The 17,587-nt window shown below is 58.5% G+C and carries 18 protein-coding genes and 1 tRNA gene; 3 read left to right on the forward strand and 16 right to left on the reverse strand.

From position 1 onward, the window contains the following. Positions 1 to 462: 462 nt before the first annotated feature. The 5 genes from F8N62_RS21160 to F8N62_RS21180 all read right to left on the reverse strand — a co-directional run bounded on the left by F8N62_RS21160 (position 463) and on the right by F8N62_RS21180 (position 4,660). Complete coding sequence (locus F8N62_RS21160; RefSeq protein WP_150712504.1) at positions 463 to 1,686, reverse strand: methyltransferase; 1,224 nt, start codon at positions 1,684 to 1,686, stop codon at positions 463 to 465. Next, positions 1,667 to 2,356, reverse strand: a complete 690-nt coding sequence (locus tag F8N62_RS21165) for an ABC transporter permease (RefSeq protein WP_150712505.1) — start codon at positions 2,354 to 2,356, stop codon at positions 1,667 to 1,669. Before F8N62_RS21165 ends, F8N62_RS21160 begins: the two co-directional genes overlap by 20 nt. Continuing rightward, the gene (locus F8N62_RS21170; RefSeq protein WP_150712506.1) at positions 2,353 to 3,048 is read right to left on the reverse strand and encodes an ABC transporter permease; all 696 of its coding nucleotides are present in this window, start codon (positions 3,046 to 3,048) and stop codon (positions 2,353 to 2,355) included. Before F8N62_RS21170 ends, F8N62_RS21165 begins: the two co-directional genes overlap by 4 nt. A 78-nt stretch (positions 3,049 to 3,126) precedes the next feature. Further along, complete coding sequence (locus tag F8N62_RS21175) at positions 3,127 to 3,873, reverse strand: ABC transporter substrate-binding protein (RefSeq protein ID WP_150712507.1); 747 nt, start codon at positions 3,871 to 3,873, stop codon at positions 3,127 to 3,129. A gap of 13 nt (positions 3,874 to 3,886) precedes the next feature. Then, positions 3,887 to 4,660, reverse strand: coding sequence for an ABC transporter ATP-binding protein (locus F8N62_RS21180; RefSeq protein ID WP_150712508.1), 774 nt, complete (start codon positions 4,658 to 4,660; stop codon positions 3,887 to 3,889). A gap of 565 nt (positions 4,661 to 5,225) precedes the next feature. On the opposite strand from F8N62_RS21180, the gene gabP reads away from it, so the two are divergent. Next, a complete protein-coding gene (gene gabP / locus F8N62_RS21185; RefSeq protein ID WP_150712509.1) occupies positions 5,226 to 6,617 on the forward strand; it encodes a GABA permease in 1,392 nt (463 codons plus the stop codon). A gap of 77 nt (positions 6,618 to 6,694) precedes the next feature. Here gabP and vapC read toward each other — a convergent pair whose 3' ends face one another. The 6 genes from vapC to F8N62_RS21215 all read right to left on the reverse strand — a co-directional run bounded on the left by vapC (position 6,695) and on the right by F8N62_RS21215 (position 10,515). Beyond that, positions 6,695 to 7,102 carry a type II toxin-antitoxin system tRNA(fMet)-specific endonuclease VapC gene (gene vapC, locus F8N62_RS21190; RefSeq protein ID WP_150712510.1) on the reverse strand — a complete coding sequence of 136 codons (408 nt, stop codon included), beginning with the start codon at positions 7,100 to 7,102 and terminating at the stop codon, positions 6,695 to 6,697. Next, positions 7,102 to 7,332: a type II toxin-antitoxin system VapB family antitoxin gene (gene vapB, locus F8N62_RS21195; protein ID WP_150712511.1), complete on the reverse strand. Its 231-nt coding sequence runs from the start codon at positions 7,330 to 7,332 to the stop codon at positions 7,102 to 7,104. The genes vapC and vapB overlap by 1 nt, the downstream gene beginning before the upstream one ends. A 178-nt stretch (positions 7,333 to 7,510) precedes the next feature. Next, the gene (locus F8N62_RS21200) at positions 7,511 to 7,963 is read right to left on the reverse strand and encodes a hypothetical protein (protein WP_150712512.1); all 453 of its coding nucleotides are present in this window, start codon (positions 7,961 to 7,963) and stop codon (positions 7,511 to 7,513) included. Positions 7,964 to 7,969: 6 nt separating this feature from the next. After that, positions 7,970 to 8,386 (reverse strand): hypothetical protein, encoded by a 417-nt coding sequence (locus F8N62_RS21205; RefSeq protein ID WP_150712513.1) that lies wholly within the window; start codon positions 8,384 to 8,386, stop codon positions 7,970 to 7,972. A 20-nt stretch (positions 8,387 to 8,406) separates the two neighbouring features. Then, positions 8,407 to 9,387 carry an alpha/beta fold hydrolase gene (locus F8N62_RS21210; protein ID WP_150712514.1) on the reverse strand — a complete coding sequence of 327 codons (981 nt, stop codon included), beginning with the start codon at positions 9,385 to 9,387 and terminating at the stop codon, positions 8,407 to 8,409. A 69-nt stretch (positions 9,388 to 9,456) separates the two neighbouring features. Next, positions 9,457 to 10,515: a PDDEXK nuclease domain-containing protein gene (locus tag F8N62_RS21215; protein ID WP_150712515.1), complete on the reverse strand. Its 1,059-nt coding sequence runs from the start codon at positions 10,513 to 10,515 to the stop codon at positions 9,457 to 9,459. A gap of 249 nt (positions 10,516 to 10,764) precedes the next feature. On the opposite strand from F8N62_RS21215, the gene F8N62_RS21220 reads away from it, so the two are divergent. Further along, positions 10,765 to 11,214 carry a carboxypeptidase regulatory-like domain-containing protein gene (locus tag F8N62_RS21220; RefSeq protein ID WP_150712516.1) on the forward strand — a complete coding sequence of 150 codons (450 nt, stop codon included), beginning with the start codon at positions 10,765 to 10,767 and terminating at the stop codon, positions 11,212 to 11,214. 66 nt (positions 11,215 to 11,280) lie between these two features. Here F8N62_RS21220 and F8N62_RS21225 read toward each other — a convergent pair. The 5 genes from F8N62_RS21225 to F8N62_RS21245 form a co-directional block, all read right to left on the reverse strand. Then, a tRNA-Phe gene (locus F8N62_RS21225) sits at positions 11,281 to 11,356 on the reverse strand. A 103-nt stretch (positions 11,357 to 11,459) separates the two neighbouring features. After that, positions 11,460 to 11,732 (reverse strand): oxidative damage protection protein, encoded by a 273-nt coding sequence (locus F8N62_RS21230; RefSeq protein WP_150712517.1) that lies wholly within the window; start codon positions 11,730 to 11,732, stop codon positions 11,460 to 11,462. Beyond that, a complete protein-coding gene (mutY, locus tag F8N62_RS21235) occupies positions 11,729 to 12,796 on the reverse strand; it encodes an A/G-specific adenine glycosylase (RefSeq protein ID WP_150712518.1) in 1,068 nt (355 codons plus the stop codon). The genes F8N62_RS21230 and mutY overlap by 4 nt, the downstream gene beginning before the upstream one ends. After that, complete coding sequence (locus tag F8N62_RS21240; RefSeq protein ID WP_150712519.1) at positions 12,793 to 15,018, reverse strand: AsmA family protein; 2,226 nt, start codon at positions 15,016 to 15,018, stop codon at positions 12,793 to 12,795. The genes mutY and F8N62_RS21240 overlap by 4 nt, the downstream gene beginning before the upstream one ends. Before the next feature lie 76 nt (positions 15,019 to 15,094). Continuing rightward, the gene (locus F8N62_RS21245) at positions 15,095 to 15,499 is read right to left on the reverse strand and encodes an acetyl-CoA sensor PanZ family protein (protein WP_150712520.1); all 405 of its coding nucleotides are present in this window, start codon (positions 15,497 to 15,499) and stop codon (positions 15,095 to 15,097) included. A 309-nt stretch (positions 15,500 to 15,808) separates the two neighbouring features. Here F8N62_RS21245 and F8N62_RS21250 point away from each other — a divergent pair, with 309 nt between their 5' ends. Next, the gene (locus tag F8N62_RS21250) at positions 15,809 to 17,473 is read left to right on the forward strand and encodes an OFA family MFS transporter (protein ID WP_150712521.1); all 1,665 of its coding nucleotides are present in this window, start codon (positions 15,809 to 15,811) and stop codon (positions 17,471 to 17,473) included. The last annotated feature ends 114 nt before the right edge of the window (positions 17,474 to 17,587 follow it).

Raw genomic sequence — 17,587 nt, forward strand, 5'->3', positions numbered from 1 at the left:
CTTCTGCAGAGTTCGCCGGTGAAGCATTACACGCCGTTTTTTGACCGCGTTAATCAGGTCCAGACTCAGCACTTGCGCGGGCGCTACTTGCACGCTTTGCAGGTTGGACGGCGAAATTGCGACTGGTTCTCGGCACCTCCCAGGCACACCAGAAGGTTGCCAAACGGATTGCAGTCCTTGTTGTCCCTGACATCAGACAATTCTGACGCTCGGGAAAGATAGTTGAGGATTTCGCGGTCGTTTATGTTGTTTCGGCTTAACGCTTATGCACAACGGGGACCTGGAACTCATAAGGCCAATGGAGAAAATGTGGAGCCGTTCTCATTGGGTCGCAAATGCCTGTTTTTGCGGTTTTTTCTGCGCGTGTACGAAAATTGAACAGTTTAGTTTCATGCCTGAAACAGCTGTAAATATTGGATCCAGGATAATTTCATCAACAGAGTTATCCACAGGCTGCGACGGTTAGACGCGTTCCGCCAGCACCAGGAAATTACGCGGCGTGAGCGGGGCTTCGCAGAAGGTTCCGAGACGAACGGTATAGCCCTGCTTTGAGAGGAAAAGCGCCCGATCGAGTACCAGCCAAAGCTCCAGAGGGCGTCGGAAAAGTCCACGCAGCAGCTCCAGATTGCGCACTTCAGCCAGTCGCTGCCAGCCGGCGGCTTCGATGGTGGACCAGTCTTGCGGGCCGATTGTGGATAACTCTTTGACTGAGGCCAAATGATGGCAGTAATCGGCGAAAGGTTTTTCCAGCCACGTGCTGGGGAGGGAGGGGGTTGGCAGGTATTCGTCGATGCCGCGCAGTTGCCGTTGCAACAGGTCGAACGCCAGGCGTCGGGCCATGGAGGTGTCGCGCTGACGTCGGACACGGGCACCGGCGGTGACGGTTTCGCTCATTGGCATTGAAAGGTCATCGAGCGACAGCTGTAAGTCGGATCGCAAACCCGCATCGGAAAGTGGCTGATACGCCGGCAGACTGATCCGGTTATAGCAGCACGGCGCGATGGCGAGTTGTTTGCAACCGACGGCGCTGGCGAGCTGGATCAGACGCACATGCAGATCACCGCAAGCGTGCAATGCGATGGGAGTGTGAGAGGCATTCAACAGAGAATCCGGCGCAAGCACATCCTGTTCGACATGCAGCGCATGCAATTGATGGCGTTGGCTAAGTGCCTGTCCGCTAAGCACCAGTGCGGGATCGTATTCAAGGCACGTCAGCTGCTGGCCGGTTTGCAGCAAGCGCCGTCCCAAGTGGCCCTTGCCCGAACACCAATCCAGCCAATGCTTGGGCGGCGTTGAAAACGACAAGCGACTGGCAAACGCCTCGATCTGCTGCCACTTGCGCCCCGGCACATCGACATTCAGGCGATGCCCAGCCGCTTCAATGGAGTGAACCGGCAACTCACCGACCGCGCTCAGCTCAACGGACAACGCCGCCAGTGACGCAAATGGCTGCGGCGCGTTCAGTAAGCTCGGTTGGTTATGACTACTTTCCGCCTCCTCCAGCGACCGCCCGCGTAGCCAGATTGCCAATTCCGGGTAGGACGCTTCCCACGGCAGTTGCAGATGAGTAAACGGTCGAGGCTTCCACAGCGCCTGATGCTTGATCAGAAAAGCGTCCAGCGCCATGAAACGGGCGAGTAAGTCATCGCCCGTCAGCACGTGGGAATCAACGCCCTTGGCAGGCATCGACGCGCAACCAGCGCTCCAGCAGCTTGAAGCCGCGCACCAGTACGTAAGCCATCAACAGATAGAACATGCCCGCCGCGAAGAAGATCTCCACCGGCAGATAGGTCCGGGCAATGATGGTGCGAGCCATACCGGTCAATTCAAGCAAGGTCACGGTACTGGCGAGGGCACTGGCCTTGAGCATCAGAATCACTTCGTTGCTGTAGGCCGGCAGGCCGATACGCGCTGCACGGGGCAGGATGATGTAGAACAGCGCTTTCGGCCGGGACATGCCCAGGGCGCGCGCCGCTTCGATCTCGCCCGGTGGAATGGCCTGGATCGCGCCGCGCAGAATCTCGGCGATGTAGGCCGCGGTGTGCAGGGTCATGGTTGCCGTGGCGCACCAGAACGGATTGCGCAGGTACGGCCACATCGCGCTGTTACGGACAGCATCAAACTGCGCCAGGCCGTAGTAGACCAGGAACAGTTGAACCAGCAACGGCGTGCCGCGGAAAAAGAAGATGTAGCCGTAGGGAAATGCGCGCACCCACCACAGGCGTGACGAGCGAGCGATGCCCAGGGGAATGGCCAGCAGCAAGCCGGCAATCACGGCGATGGCGACCAGTTCCAGGGTAAGCGTCGCGCCCTGAGCCAGTTTCGGCAGCCACTTGATGATGACTTCCCAGTTCATTGGGTGCTCCTTGCGAAGCCGCGAGCGGCGCGTTTTTCCATGAAGTGCATGCCGGTCATGGCCAGAATGGTCAGGCCCAGGTACATGAACGCGGCCACCATATAGAAGGTGAATGGCTGCTTGGACACGGTCACGCCGATTTGCGCATGCCGCATGATTTCTTCCAGGCCGATGACCGATACCAGCGCGGTGTCTTTCATCAGAATCATGAACAGATTGCCCAGGCCGGGCAGGGCGATGCGCCACATCTGCGGTATGATCAGCCGGGTGAAGATGCGAAATTTCGACAGGCCCAACGCTACGCCGGCCTCGCGATGACCTTTGGGAATGGCCAGAATCGCACCGCGAAACACTTCCGTGGCATAGGCGCCGAAGCACAGCCCCAGCGCAATCACACCGGCGGCAAAGGCGTTGAGCTCAAGGTCTGGGTTGCCGAAAAATTCGCCCAAGGCACGCATCAGGTTGACCGTGCCGAAATAGATCAACAGCACCCAGAGCAATTCCGGGATACCGCGAACCAGTGTCGAATACGTACCGCCAAGCCATTGCAGCGGCTTGTACGGGGAGGTTTTAGCCAAGGCGCCGAGCAAACCGAGCACCAGCCCGAGGCACAGGGCCGAGAGTGCCAGTTTCACAGTCATCAGCGCGCCGGCGGCGAGCGCCGGGCCGAATCCGTAGAGGTCGATAATCATGGATTTCTTTTCAAATCGCGGCAGGCAATGCCGGGGACCGGCGCCGTCAGAAAACGACGCCGGCCTGGCAGGTCAGAATCAATAGATGCTGAACGGGAAGTACTTGTCGTTGATCTTTTTGTAGGTGCCGTCAGCAACGATTTCTTTCAGCGCGAGGTTGAGCCTCGTGCGGATCTGGTCGCCTTTACGCACAGCGATACCGATCTTGTCGCTTTCTTCCACCGGGTCGCCTTTGAACTCGTAAGACTTGCCAGCGTCGCTTTTCAGCCACTCGTAGTTGACGTATTTGTCCGCCAGGATGCCGTCCAGACGCCCGGAGGTCAGGTCGAGGTAGGCGTTTTCCTGGGTGTCGTAGAGTTTGATGTCAACGCCTTCCATGTTGTCTTCGAGCCAGGTGCCGGCCAAGGTCGCACGTTGGGCGCCGATCACTTTGCCTTGCATGGATTCTTTGTCGGTTTTGAATTCGACGTCTTTCTTGGCGATGAACTGCAGCTTGTTCGAGTAGTACGGGTCGGTGAAGTCCACCGCTTGCTTGCGCTCTTCGGTGATCGACATCGAGGAGATCAGGAAGTCGAACTTCTTGGCGTTCAGGGCCGGGATGATGCCGTCCCAGTCAGACGTGACCACGGTGCATTCGACTTTCATCTTGGCGCACAGGGCGTCACCGATTTCCTTGTCGAAGCCGACGACATTGCCACTGGCATCTTTGTTGTTGAACGGCGGGTAGGCCGCTTCGATGCCCATCTTCAACGTCTCGGCGGCGGCACCGGCGCTGAACGCCAGGGTGACGGCGGCAGCCAGGAAGATTTTTTTGTAGTTCTGCATGTGGGTAGCTCCGTTAGCGGTTGCTGGACATGAATTGTTTGCAGCGTGCCGAAAGCGGGTTTTCGAACACCTGCTGTGGCGATCCTTGCTCTTCTACCAGGCCCTGGTGGAGAAACACCACTTCGCTGGACACCTGACGGGCGAAACCCATTTCATGGGTGACCAGCAGCATGGTGCGGCCTTCTTCGGCCAATGCGCGGATGACATTAAGTACTTCCTGAACCATTTCCGGGTCAAGGGCGGAGGTGGGCTCGTCGAACAAGATGACCTTGGGCTGCATCGCCAGCGTGCGGGCAATGGCTGCGCGCTGTTGCTGACCGCCGGACAGTTGCGCCGGATAAGCGTGACGTTTATCGGCGATGCCGACCTTGGCCAGCAAGGCTTCGGCGACTTCAATGGCCTCGGCCTTGCTCTGGCCGAGTACACGACGCGGGGCTTCGATGATGTTGTCGAGCACGCTCATGTGCGGCCACAGATTAAAGTTTTGAAACACAAAACCAATCTGGCTGCGCAGGCGATTGATCTGCTTGCCGTCGGCCGCAACCAGTTCGCCGTTCTTCGCGGCTTTGAGTTTGAGTTCTTCGCCGGCCACCAGAATCTGGCCCTGATGCGGGTTTTCCAGCAGGTTGATACAACGCAGGAACGTGGACTTGCCGGAACCGGAGGAACCCAGGATCGAGATCACATCGCCGTCGCGGGCGGTCAGCGAGATGCCTTTAAGCACCTCAAGCTGTCCGTAGCGTTTGTGCAAGTTGCGGATTTCAAGCGCGGGCGTGGCCTCAGCCATGTGCGTTCCTCATAGTGTGTTGCGCTCCTGCTGTTGGCGGGCCTTCCTGGCGAGGCGGCCAACCTAGCATAGCGTCTGAATGGCAGCCAACAGCGCTACGGGCGGTAAACGGGTGGCATGCGGCAGGTTGTCGCATCGGTACAGCTGACTGTCGCGCTGCTATCAACCGAACAGCCGTTTGAACCCGCCTTTTTAGTAATAGACGCGGCGGCTATCGCAAAAAGGGCGCGATGTTGCCAGCTTTGGCGGGGTGTTGGAAGCGCTAACCGGCCAAACGTTCCAGATCCGTACTTTTATTGTGCGCCGGGTATTTTGTGTGTGTGTTTCCGGTGCGCGGTTTCATTCCAAATGTGGGTCACAGGGTAACGCTCTGGCGAATTGCCATTAATCTCAATGACTTGCGATGACTGTCCGGTCACGCCACAGCCCCCGAAGTTAAAGAGTCTGAAACATTTTGGCGCAATTATTGCGTGCAGAATCCAGAACGCCCCGTTGGTTTCTTTTTACGAGAAGGAACGCCAGACGGGATGGATGCAAATCGCTTTCCCTCACAAAGGTAGTTTGAATGAGCAGTTCTCCAAGCTCCAATGGCCTCGAACAGGGGCTCAAACCGCGTCATGTGACTATGTTGTCGATCGCCGGGGTTATCGGCGCCGGGCTGTTCGTCGGTTCTGGTCACGCCATCGCTGCAGCAGGCCCGGCCGTGCTGCTGGCTTACGCCGCCGCGGGTGCGCTGGTGGTTCTGGTGATGCGCATGCTCGGCGAGATGGCGGTGGCTTCGCCGGACACAGGCTCGTTCTCGACTTACGCCGATCGCGCGATTGGCCACTGGGCCGGTTTCACCATTGGCTGGCTCTACTGGTGGTTCTGGGTGCTGGTCATCCCGCTGGAAGCGAACGCCGCCGCGACGATCCTGCATGCCTGGTTCCCGAATGTGGCGATCTGGGCCTTCACCCTCGTCATCACGTTGCTGCTGACAGTGACCAACCTGTTCAGCGTGAAGAACTACGGTGAATTCGAATTCTGGTTTGCCCTGGTCAAAGTCATCGCGATCATCGGTTTTATCGGCCTCGGCGTTATGGCGATCTTCGGCTTTCTGCCGAACAGCCAGGTCAGCGGCGTATCGCACCTGTTCGACACCCAAGGGTTCCTGCCAAACGGCATGGGCGCGGTGCTGGGCGCGATTTTGACCACGATGTTCTCCTTCATGGGCACCGAAATCGTCACCATCGCGGCAGCGGAATCGAAGAACCCTGGTCAGCAAATCTCCAAGGCCACCAACTCGGTGATCTGGCGGATCGGCTTGTTCTACCTCGTGTCGATCTTCATTGTTGTGGCGCTGGTGCCTTGGAATGATCCGGTGCTGGCCGCTGTGGGTTCCTACCAGACCGTGCTCGAACGCATGGGCATCCCGAACGCCAAGCTGATCGTCGATATCGTGGTGCTCGTCGCGGTAACCAGCTGCCTGAACTCGGCGCTCTACACCGCTTCGCGCATGATGTTCTCGTTGGGCAAGCGCGGCGATGCGCCGGCCGTTTCCCAGCGCACCAACAACAGCGGCACGCCTTACTGGGCCGTGATGCTGTCGACCGGCGCGGCTTTCCTCGCGGTATTCGCCAACTACGTGGCTCCGGCCGCCGTGTTCGAATTCCTGCTGGCCAGCTCTGGCGCCATCGCGTTGCTGGTGTACCTGGTGATCGCATTTTCTCAACTGCGGATGCGCAAACAGCGCATGGCTCGCGGCGAAAAAATCGCCTTCAGTATGTGGCTGTTTCCGGGCCTGACCTACGCGGTGATCATCTTCATCGTCGCGGCCCTGACCATCATGCTGTTCCAGGAGGCTCATCGCGTGGAGATTCTCTCGACCGGTCTGCTGAGCCTGTGTGTGGTGGCTGCCGGATTGTTCGTGGCTCGCCGTCGCAGGTTGCAAAAAGTTGGAGCGGCGGTGCTGAATTGATCGGTATCGCGTGATGCAAAACGGCCGCTGTCAGTGATGACGAGCGGCCGTTTTTGTTTGTGCCTGTTGTGGTCGTTTCATTTGGAGTGAACCCAGTCCTCTACGCGTAAACCTGGCACCTTTTCAAATTCCCGCAGGTTGTTCGTGACGACTATGAACCCGCGAGAGCGCGCGTGACCGGCAATCATGTGGTCGTAAGGCCCAATGGGTGTCCCGGCCTTGGCCAGCTCCGCACGAATCATTCCAGTATGCGCAGCGGCTTCATTGTCGAAAGGCAAAACCTCAACGCGTGCGGCCAATCCCTCGATGACAGCGAGGTTCTTTTCCGGTGCTGCCGATTTTTCGGCGCCGTAGATCAACTCCATCAGTGTCACAGCACTGATGCACAACTGCCCGTCATGACGATTGAAGGCTTCTCTTACGATTTGCGGCTTGTTCTTGATGGTGAAGATGCAGATGTTGGTATCGAGCATGAATTTGATCATCAGAACGACTCACGCTCCTGATCGACGGGCTGGTCACGATCGGTCATAAAGTCTGTGCTTGCGCTATCGCCATCGAACCAGCTATCCCATGTCTCGTCCGCAGGAGTAATGATGCGGGCTCGGCCGATGGCGACAACGTTGACTCTTTTAACGTCGCCAGGCATTGCAACCGCCTTGGGCAGGCGGACAGCCTGGCTGCGGTTGCTCATGAAAATTGTTGTCTGTTCCATCTGGCCTCCTTTGTTTCCAATTGGTAAATCCAAAGAGTAGATTCTTAGGGGGATATGTCAATGGGATATACGTCGTCGACTGACGAGAGGTCAGGTTCATTCTTTGCTTGTTGCTTCCACAAAAAACGGCCGCTGTCAGTGATGACGAGCGGCCGTTTTTGTTTCTGAAGGGAAGTATTTACTCGCCCTTTTCTTCCTGCTCATCCAGCGTCTTGCGATAGCTGTCCAGTGCATCGCCGAAGTCGGTGATGAACTGTGGATCGGTCAGCCACGCTTGAGCGGTTTCGCGGTCCATGCCGTCGGCCCACATGCGGTAGTCGAGCAGCATGTCGGCGGCCAGGTGGGTGGCGGCCATGGCTTCGTTGTCGGCGTTTTCCATGTCCAGCAGTTCTGGTTGGTCGCTGATGATCGCGGCAAGCTCCGACAGCAGGGTCAGCAACATGTCATTGCGGCTGGTGGCTTCTGCGTCGCGCATTTTGCTGAACATTGCCAGGGTGTATTCCGGGATCGGCTCGCCGATATCATCCAGATCGTCATCCAGTGCGGCGGGTTTTCTGCCGTGGATATTGATCTGTTTGGCTTTGATCTTGGCGCGCTTGGCGCGTTTTTGTTGCTTGTTCAGGGATGCCATGGGAACTCAGTTCGGTTTCTGTGGGTTTTGGGCTGCGATGGCTTCTGACGCCGCCACATAGTCAACCTGGAAGGCAGGGGACTCGATCCAGGCCAGGGCGCCGGCTTCGTCGACTTCTTTGGACCATTGGCGGTACTCGATTAGCGCGCCGATGATGAAGTCTGTCGCGGTTTCTTCGCCCTCCTGTTGCAACACGAGCGCGAGCAGAGGATGTTCGAGGAAAGCCGTGCACATGGCTTGCTGACTGATCTTTTCCGCGTCGATCATTTCTTTGAACAGGTCGGTCAGGTCGACCGAGTCGAAATCGATACGATCGTCGTTAGGGTCCAATTCGACCGGCGCGACAGCCTTTTGGGTGCGGTTCTGTTTGGCCTTGGCTTTGGCGCGGGTGGCGCGTTTTTGCTGTTTGTTGGCGGAGGCCATGTCGTTTGATCCGTCGTGCGTTAAAAGGGCTCGCCGCGCGGTACTGTCCGCCCGGGTGTGTCGGGGGGCAATTCACCGTTTTGCAGCCAGGACAATGCAATGGGCCATAGTGTGGCTTGGTATGCGCTGCGAAAAAAGGCGAAATGTCCGACTTCTTCTTCGCCGATGTCTGCGGGGGCGATTCGCAGATGGGTGGTCGTGCTGTTGGTGAAGTAGTCCAGCAGGCGTTCGATGGCGGGGATCGTGCCGTACGGATCGTCGCTGATGCTGATGGCCAGGGTTTTCGCGGTCACGTAAACGAACGGGAGTTGACCGGGCTTTGCGTGGACGACGCGACCGCTTGGGCGCTTTTCGTAGCGGGCGGTGGGCGTGCTCCAGTCGCGAACCACGCCGGCCGGCGTATCTTCCAGCCAGCCAAGACGCTTCCCGGGGAAGTAGCCGCACATCATGGTGAGCAGCGGCATCACCACATGCCACTTGCCGAACATGCGCCAGCGATGAGCGGGCGCGTAATCGCGCCAGTAAGCGAACTGCGCGCCGACGGTCACCAAGCGCCGAATCAGATGCCCGGAGGCTCCCAGGCCCGCCGCACAGCCACCAAAGCTGTGACCGACAACGTCGATGGGTTGCCCGGGGCACTCACGCTCAGCGCGCTTGAGCATCGCCTCGAAATCCAGCGCTCCCCAGTCGGTCCATGAGGCCTGCAATCCTTTCAGCGATGCGGGGCGTGATTCGCCGATGCCGCGGTAGTCATAGCTGATGACATCGAAGCCGTTGCTGAACAGGTAATCGGCGAAGCGCGAGTAGTGGCGGCAGCGAACCGAGGTGGCGGCGTTGATGATGACTACCGGGCGCGCAGCGTCCTGAGGGGCGTGGCGCCAGGTGAAGCCACCGAGGATGAAACCGTCTGCGGCGGGTTCTTTGAAGGGTTCGCCAGAAACGGAAGTTGGCAGCGGCAACTCCATTTGAGCAGGTGCCAATGACATGTCCTGCAAATTCATCGGGTGCGGACCTTTGCGGATAGCTGCCAACGATAGTCTTTGCGCGGCGGGTGAACAATCCATGCGCGGTTATAGCGGGATCTGATCGAGCAGTCGTTCTTCGATTGCCGCCTGTTCCCGTTCCAGTTCCGTGCGCAATTCATCTTCGGTGGGCAGTACGGTTTTGTATTTGCTGGCGAAGAGTTGTTCGTTGTCTTTGAGCACCGAGTAACGGACCACTGATTCATCCTTTCGCGCACAAAGAATGATGCCGACGGTGGGGCCATCCTCCGGTCCACGTTTGAGGTCATCGTACATTCGCACGTACATGTCCATCTGGCCGACATCCTGATGGGTCAGTTCGCCGCGCTTCAGATCGAAAATGACAAAGCACTTGAGCAAGTAGTTGTAGAACACCAGATCGATGTAGAAGTCTTTGCTGTCGGTGCTAATACGTTGCTGGCGAGCAATGAAGGCAAAGCCTTTGCCCAGTTCAAGCAGAAAGGCTTGAAGCTGTTGGATCAATGCCTGCTCCAGGTTGGTTTCCTGAGTCAAGCCGGCATTGGGCAAGCCAAGAAACTCCAACATTACTGGATCCCGTATGAAATCCCGGGGGTGCGCTTTCATTTTCTGGATGTCGGTTTCGGCTTCCTGAGCAACGGCAGGCCGGTCGCGGCTTGTTAGCAAGCGTTCGTAATAGAGGGTGTTGATCTGGCGTTCCAAAGCGCGGGATGACCAGTTTTGAATGGCCGATTCATTCATGTACCAGCGGCGAGCGTGTTCGTTATCGACGCGTAACAACCTGCGGTAATGGGTCCAGCTCAATTCGGAACGCACTGCGTCCCAAATTGGAAAGGTTTGATAAAAATCCCGCATGTAGCGCAGGTTGCGCTCATCAAAACCTTTTCCATACTGGCTAGTGAGACTTGTGGCCAGTGTTGGAAGCAAGCGTTTTCCGTAAGCTGCCCGCCGAGCCCCTTCCTGCTCGAACTCCACAATATGCCTTCCAATTTGCCAGCAAGTTTGCACCTGCACCGTATCAACCGCACGCAGCACCTTCTGTCGTGCCTCGCGAATCAGTTCACCAAGATTCCCAAGCAGCGAGACGAGTTGTGGGTCTTGAGTGTTTACAGGTTTGAGTGCGCTCATGAAGTCTTCCGCCGATGGATGAACAGGCAGACGAGGATTGCAGAGGCGGGTGGGTGTGCGATGCCGGGCGTAGCTGATAAAGCCGAAGGAATGTCCGTATGAATTTGCGGGATTGCTCCGACGGCAATCTGCATTCTCGGAATACAACCTGTAGTCCAATTCGCAGTGACCCCAAGTACTAATCAATCTAAAACCAGTGCGAGCCATGGCAAATCCAATAGGAGTCAGGATTGAACACGGGAGCTCCTTATGAAACACGCTCATGCATTTCTGCTACCCATCGCCGCCGTCACCCTGCTGATGTTCCCGGTCATGTTGCAGGCCGCCACTCTCGAGCCTGTTGACACTTCAGGCGTGCAGATTCAGCGACAAGACCAAAACGGCGTGGCTTATCTTTCCGGTGGTATCGGCGAGGATGAGGCGAAGGCGATCCAGCAAGCCACGGGTTACAACTTGCACATGACATTTTCGGTCGGGGCGGAAGGTAAATACGTTCCCGATGTCGACGTGATCATTCAGAAGGCCCAAGGGCAAACCGTGCTGACGCTGAGCCAGGCCGGCCCGCTGGTTTACGTTCAGCTGCCGCCCGGCAAGTACACAGTGATCGCAACGCGTAACGGAGAGGAGCGGCGTGACACCGCGGATGTTGAAAGCGGCGCGGCTCGCAACATGGTTTTCAACTGGAAGGGGGACGAATAGTCGAGGTCCCACCAAATCCCAGGCATAAAAAAACCCTGAATCTTGCGATTCAGGGTTTTCGGTATTTGGTGCCCAGAGACGGAATCGAACCGCCGACACGGGGATTTTCAATCCCCTGCTCTACCGACTGAGCTATCTGGGCAACGGGGCGCATTAAACTGGTTTTTCAGGGGGTCGTCAAGCAAGTTTGCAAAAAATATTTAATTATTACCGTCGCTTACGTTCCGACCCTCGAAAATACGGGATTACTCAGCTGGCGGAACGTAGCCGTCAGCCTTGGCGTATTCCTCGCCGGAGAAGTACTTGTCCATCTCGCCCTGAAGGTATTTGCGGTCTTCGGCGTTCATCATGTTCAAGCGTTTTTCGTTGATCAGCAGGGTCTGGTGTTTCTGCCAGTCGGACCAGGCCTTGGCCGAGACGTGGTCAAAAATGTCCTGGCCTTTGGCGCCGGGGAAGGGCGCGCGCTCCAGGGCGGGCAATTCTTCTTTGTACTTGCGGCACATGATGGTGCGGGTCATGACGACTCTCCTGCGTTCAATACGGCAGCCGCGCGTTCGAGCAAGGTTTTGACCGGGGCGGCAAGGCCCAGGCGCGGCGGGGTGGCGAGGTTATACCAGAGCCAGTCGGCCTCGGCCACGTGATGGCCGGCCTCCTGAACCTGAACCAGCCAGGGTTCGATGGATAACTGGAAATGGCTGAAGGTGTGCACCAGGCTCGGCAGCGCTTGCTGCGTGCCCAATGCCAGCGAGTGCTGTGAGGCCAGATGTTGCAGGTCGTCGAGGTCGTCGAGCTCCGGCAGGCTCCAAAGTCCGCCCCACAAGCCCGTGGAAGGGCGACGGTAAAGCAGAATCGCGCCTTCGCCATTGGCGAGCATCGGCATCAGCGTGCGCTTCTGTGGCACGGTTTTGCGCGGTTTGGGGATCGGGTACCGGGTTTCCAGGCCGAGCATGTGCGCTTCGCAGCCCTTTTCCAGGGGGCACAGCAGACAGCTCGGTTTACTGCGGGTGCAGAGCGTGGCACCCAGGTCCATCATGGCCTGGGTGTAAGCGTTGACCCGGTCATGCGGCGTGAAGCGTTCAGCGTTGGCCCACAGCTGTTTGGCGACCTTCGGCTCTCCCGGGTAACCCTCTTGCGCGGTAAACCGCGCCAGCACCCGTTTGACGTTGCCGTCGAGGATCGGCGCCCGCAGGCCCATGCTCAGGCTGGCGATGGCGCCCGCGGTGGACAACCCGATACCCGGCAGCTCAACCAGCTTTTCTACATCGCGGGGAAATTCGCCGCCGTACTGCGCGACGACGATCTTTGCGGTCTTCTGCAAATTGCGCGCGCGAGTGTAGTAACCGAGGCCGGTCCACAGGTGCAGCACTTCGTCTTCGGGCGCGGCGGCCAGCGCTTCGACCGTCGGCAGCGACGCCATGAAGCGGTCGAAGTAGTTCAGCACGGTGCTGACCTGGGTTTGCTGCAGCATGATTTCCGAGACCCACACCCGATACGGCGTGATGCCCTGTTGCCAGGGCAGGTCGTGGCGGCCGTGGCGGTCGTACCAGTCCAGCACCGCCGATGAAAACTGCTCGGCTTTCATCGCTTGAACAGCCCCTTCAGCGCGTTTTTCAGTTCAGGGCTGACCTTGTCGCCGAGCTTCTCGTCGATCTTTTCGCTGAGTTTGTCGCCCGCAAGTTTGCTGGCGACCTGGCCCATGCGTTCGTTATCGAGGCGGCATGCCTTGGCGCCGAGTTCCAGCGGGCCCCGGCAGCGCAGCGGCCATTCAATGCCGACGAACTTGTCACCGACCTGGCACGCCGGATCGGGCATGGCGCTGGTGTCGCCCTCGACGACAATGCCGACGCGGTAATCCATGCCCAGCACCCGCAGGTCGACATCGCCGTCACCGTTGACGGTCATGCCCGGGATGCGCACTTTCAGGTCCGGATTACTGGCTACGCCATTGCGCAAGGTCAGGTTGCCCTTGAGCTCCTGGAAGGGCGTGTCCTTGCCACGTGGCTCGCCGCTGAGGGTTTTGCGATTGAGCGTGGCGATGCCTTTGCACAGCTGCTGTTCGAGGTTGGCATTGAGCAGCACGCCATTGTTGATGACGAAACTGGCGTTGCCGTTGAGTGTTTCGATCAGCGCTTTCTGGCTGTTGCCGGTGCCGGTCAGGTTGCTGTCGAGGGTGACCAGGCCTTTCACTGGCGGATTTTTACCCTGGCTTTCGAGGATTTTTTCCACAGGCACTTTGCTGATGCGTGTCTGCATGCTCAGCGCCGGTGTCTGTTGGCGCAGATCGAGGGTGCCCTTGGCTTCGAAGTTACCGTCGTAGAGGTCACCGCGCAGATTCTCGAGGGTCAGCAGACCTTCTTTGCCTGTGGCCTTGAGCGCGGCATTCTGGATCGGCAATTTCTCGAGGGTCAGTTGGCCGAAGGTCAGGTCAGCGTCCACGTCGAGTTTGCTCAGGCGTTCCACCGGCAACAGTCGATCGGTGCTCCACGCCTCTTTTGTCGGTTTGTCCGGCAGCGGCGTGCTGCCCGCGCCGGCCATTGCACCGGCTTCGGTGCTGGCCACCTCGGCCTGACGCACTTGCGTCGCGCTGTTGGCTTCGGCAGATTTTGGCGGCAGGTAGCGGTCGACGTTGAAGGTGTCGGCCTTGAGCACTGCGCGCAGCGACTGCCGGGCGAAATCCTCGACAGCGATACGGCCGCTGAAGCTGCTGTCATCGACTTTCAGGTTGATGTTGTCAAACGACATGCTGTTCGGCGTGCCGGTTACGCGGCTGACCAGTTCGACCTTGCTCAGACTGCCTTCAGCCATGGCCGGAAGCGTCTGGCCGATGCTGTCGACGAATTTCGCCAGGTCAAATTGTGCGATGGAAATTGCGCCGTTGATTTGCGGGGTTTTGTCGAGATCGTTCACCTTCAGCTCGCCCAATGCGCGCAGCTGGTTGGCAGAAATCTTGATGCCAGTCCATTCGGCGACGTTCGCCGCTTTATCCAGCAACAACTGGCCTTGCGCGGCGAAGGTCATGGTTTTGCCTTGCAGCGGATCGCCAGCCACTTCACCCGAGAGTTTCATGTCTTCGAACTTGTAGCGCTGCAGTGCGCGTTCAAAACGCAGCTCGCCATTCAGTTCGGTACGCACGCGCAGAACCGGCTGATTGGTGCCGAGGAACGCGGTGAGTTTGACCGGGATGTTGGTGGAATCGTGGACCGGTCCGGTGCTCAACTGGATGCTTTCGGCGCTGAACTGCTTGCCGGTCTTCTCGTCGCTGTATTCAACGCGAGCGTTGTTGACGGTCAGGCTGTCGATGTCCAGGCGAATCGGTTGCGCCGGTTTTTCCACCTGTACGGTGGTCTCCGGTGCTGGTACGCCAGGGGTAGCGGCAGGCGTGGTCGGGGTGGTAGTCACCGGCACTTTGCCGATATCTTCCCAGTTGCCGTGGCCATCCTTGTCGCGGGTCAGGCGCAGGTTCAGGCCTTCGACGCGCACATCGCTCATCTGCACTTCGCGGCGCAGCAGCGGCAGCACGCGCACCGACAGACCAAGCATCTGCAAGTCAGCGAACGGCTCGGCAGGCTTGGCCAGGGTCGCGACACTGGCTTCGTGCAATTCCAGACCGAGCCACGGGAACAGGCTCCAGCCGATATCGCCATTGAGCGTCAGCTCGATGTGGGCCTTGTCGCGGGCAATCTGGCGGATCTCGTCTTTATAGTCGTTGGGATCGAAGAGGTGGGTCAGGGCAAAGCCCAGCGCCACAATGATCAGCAACAGCCCGAGAAGCACCAGACCCAGGATTTTGCCGAACGCTTTCATGGGCGAGTCCTTGTAGTAGTCGAATTCGAATTTAGCCGGGGAGTATAGCGCCCTGAAGTGGACGACCGGTCAGCGATCAGCCCGGTAATACATCCAGCGGCATTTTCAGTTTGGCGGCCAGCGCCTGGGCTTCGAGGTGCCCGGCCGGTGCCAGCAGGCGCAATGTCGCTCCCGATTGCGACGCCATTTTCTGTGCTTCGTTCACCAGTCGTTCCGCCACCCCGCGACGACGAGTGATTTTTCGCACACACAATTGGGACAGATGCCACACATCCTGATGTCTTTGCAGGCGTGCCGCGCCCAGCAGGCGATCGTTGAACCGACCGCCGATCAGTGAGCCATCCTGCAAACAACATTCGATCAACTGCACGTCTGCGGCAAACGGCGCAAACAGCCAGTCCGGCGCATCGCGGTAGATCTTCTGCAAATCCTGCTGATCCTGATACGTGGCTTCGTTGAGCAACTCGACAATGATCGGCATTGCAATCTCCTGAATACGGCGTAGGAGCTGCCGAAGGCTGCGATCTTTGATTCTGTCATCTGAAATCAAGATCAAAAGATCGCAGCCTTCGGCAGCTCCTACGGTTAAACAAAACGGATGACAGGAAAAGTGATGTCAGTTTGGTTTTTCTGTCACGTGCAAATGGTAACCTCTGCGGGTTCGCCCGTCCTTCTGCGACGTGATGTCGCACCAAAATGGAGCTTCGCCCTCGAAAACAGTCATGCGTGCGCATAAAGGCTGTGGGTGAGCAGTGACTGGCGAACCATACTAATAATTGGGGGATACACAATGACCACGAGCATCACGGCGGACGACCTTAACGTCGCCCAGCCCGGGTTCCTGTCCAAGGAACGCATCATCGCCAAGCCCGGTTTCAACCGTTGGCTGGTACCACCGGCCGCGCTGGCCATCCACCTCTGCATCGGCATGGCCTACGGCTTTTCGGTGTTCTGGTTGCCACTGTCCAAAGCGTTGGGCGTGACCAAACCGGTCGCCTGTGCGCCGGACATGAGCTTCATCTCGCAAGTATTCTCGTCGCAATGCGACTGGCCGATCTCGATGCTCGGCTGGATCTACACCCTGTTCTTCATCTTCCTCGGCTGCTCGGCAGCGATCTGGGGCGGCTGGCTGGAACACGCCGGGCCACGCAAGGCCGGTGTTGTGTCGGCTCTGTGCTGGTGTGGCGGTCTGCTGATTTCGGCGCTGGGGATTTATACCCACCAGATCTGGCTGATGTGGGTCGGCTCCGGGGTCATTGGCGGTATCGGCCTGGGCCTGGGTTACATCTCGCCGGTCTCGACCCTGATCAAGTGGTTCCCGGACAAGCGCGGCATGGCGACCGGCATGGCGATCATGGGTTTCGGCGGTGGCGCGATGGTCGGTGCTCCGCTGGCAGCAGCCCTGATGGGGCATTTCGCTACGGCAGACAGCGTCGGCGTGTGGCAGAGCTTCCTGGTCATGGCCGCGATCTACTTCGTGTTCATGATCGGTGGCGCATTGTCCTACCGCGTTCCGCCAACCGGCTGGAAGCCTGAGGGCTGGACCGCTCCGGCGAAAAAAGCTTCGAATGCGATGATCACCCATCGTCACGTGCATGTGAATGTGGCCTGGAAAACACCGCAATTCCGTCTGGTGTGGCTGGTGCTGTGCCTGAACGTATCCGCCGGTATCGGCATCCTCGGCATGGCTTCGCCGCTGTTGCAGGAAGTGTTCGGCGGCAAACTGATCGGTGTTGACCTGCCATTTGGTCAGCTGGATGCCGGGCAACTGGCTTCGATTGCTGCGATTGCTGCCGGCTTCACCGGTTTGTTGAGCCTGTTCAACATCGGCGGTCGTTTCTTCTGGGCCTCGTTCTCGGATTACCTGGGTCGCAAAAACACCTATTTCGTGTTCTTCGCCCTGGGTTTCGCGCTGTATGCGTTGATCCCGAACCTCGGTCACCTGGGCAACGTTGCGCTGTTCGTGGCGGCGTTCTGCATCATCCTGTCGATGTACGGCGGTGGTTTTGCGACCGTTCCGGCTTATCTCGCGGACCTGTTCGGTACGCAAATGGTCGGTGCGATCCATGGTCGTCTGCTGACTGCCTGGGCGGCGGCGGGCGTGTTGGGTCCGGTGCTGGTGAACTACCTGCGTGAGTATCAGCTGAGCATCGGCGTTGAACGCGCTGCCGCGTATGACATCACGCTGTACATTCTCGCGGGCTTGCTGGTGCTGGGTTTCCTCTGCAACTTGCTGGTGCGCCCGGTGGCGGACAAGTACTTCATGACCGACGCCGAACTGGCCGCCGAACAGGCGCTGGGCCACGACAAGGGTGCTGACAACAGCACCGTGCTGGAGTGGAAAGCTGCGCCGGGCACCAAGCCGTTGGCAGTTGCTGCGTGGCTGGTGGTCGGGATTCCGTTGGCGTGGGGTGTTTGGGTGACCCTGCAGAAAACCGCGGTTCTGTTCCACTAAGTAAGCGATAACCGCATAACCATTGTGGGAGCGAGCCTGCTCGCGAAAGCGGTGTATCAGTCAGCGTAACATCGACTGATACTCCCTCTTCGCGAGCAGGCTCGCTCCCACATT

Origin of the sequence: Pseudomonas fluorescens (assembly GCF_902497785.1) — a bacterium.
GTDB classification, from domain to species: Bacteria; Pseudomonadota; Gammaproteobacteria; order Pseudomonadales; family Pseudomonadaceae; genus Aquipseudomonas; species Aquipseudomonas fluorescens_BO.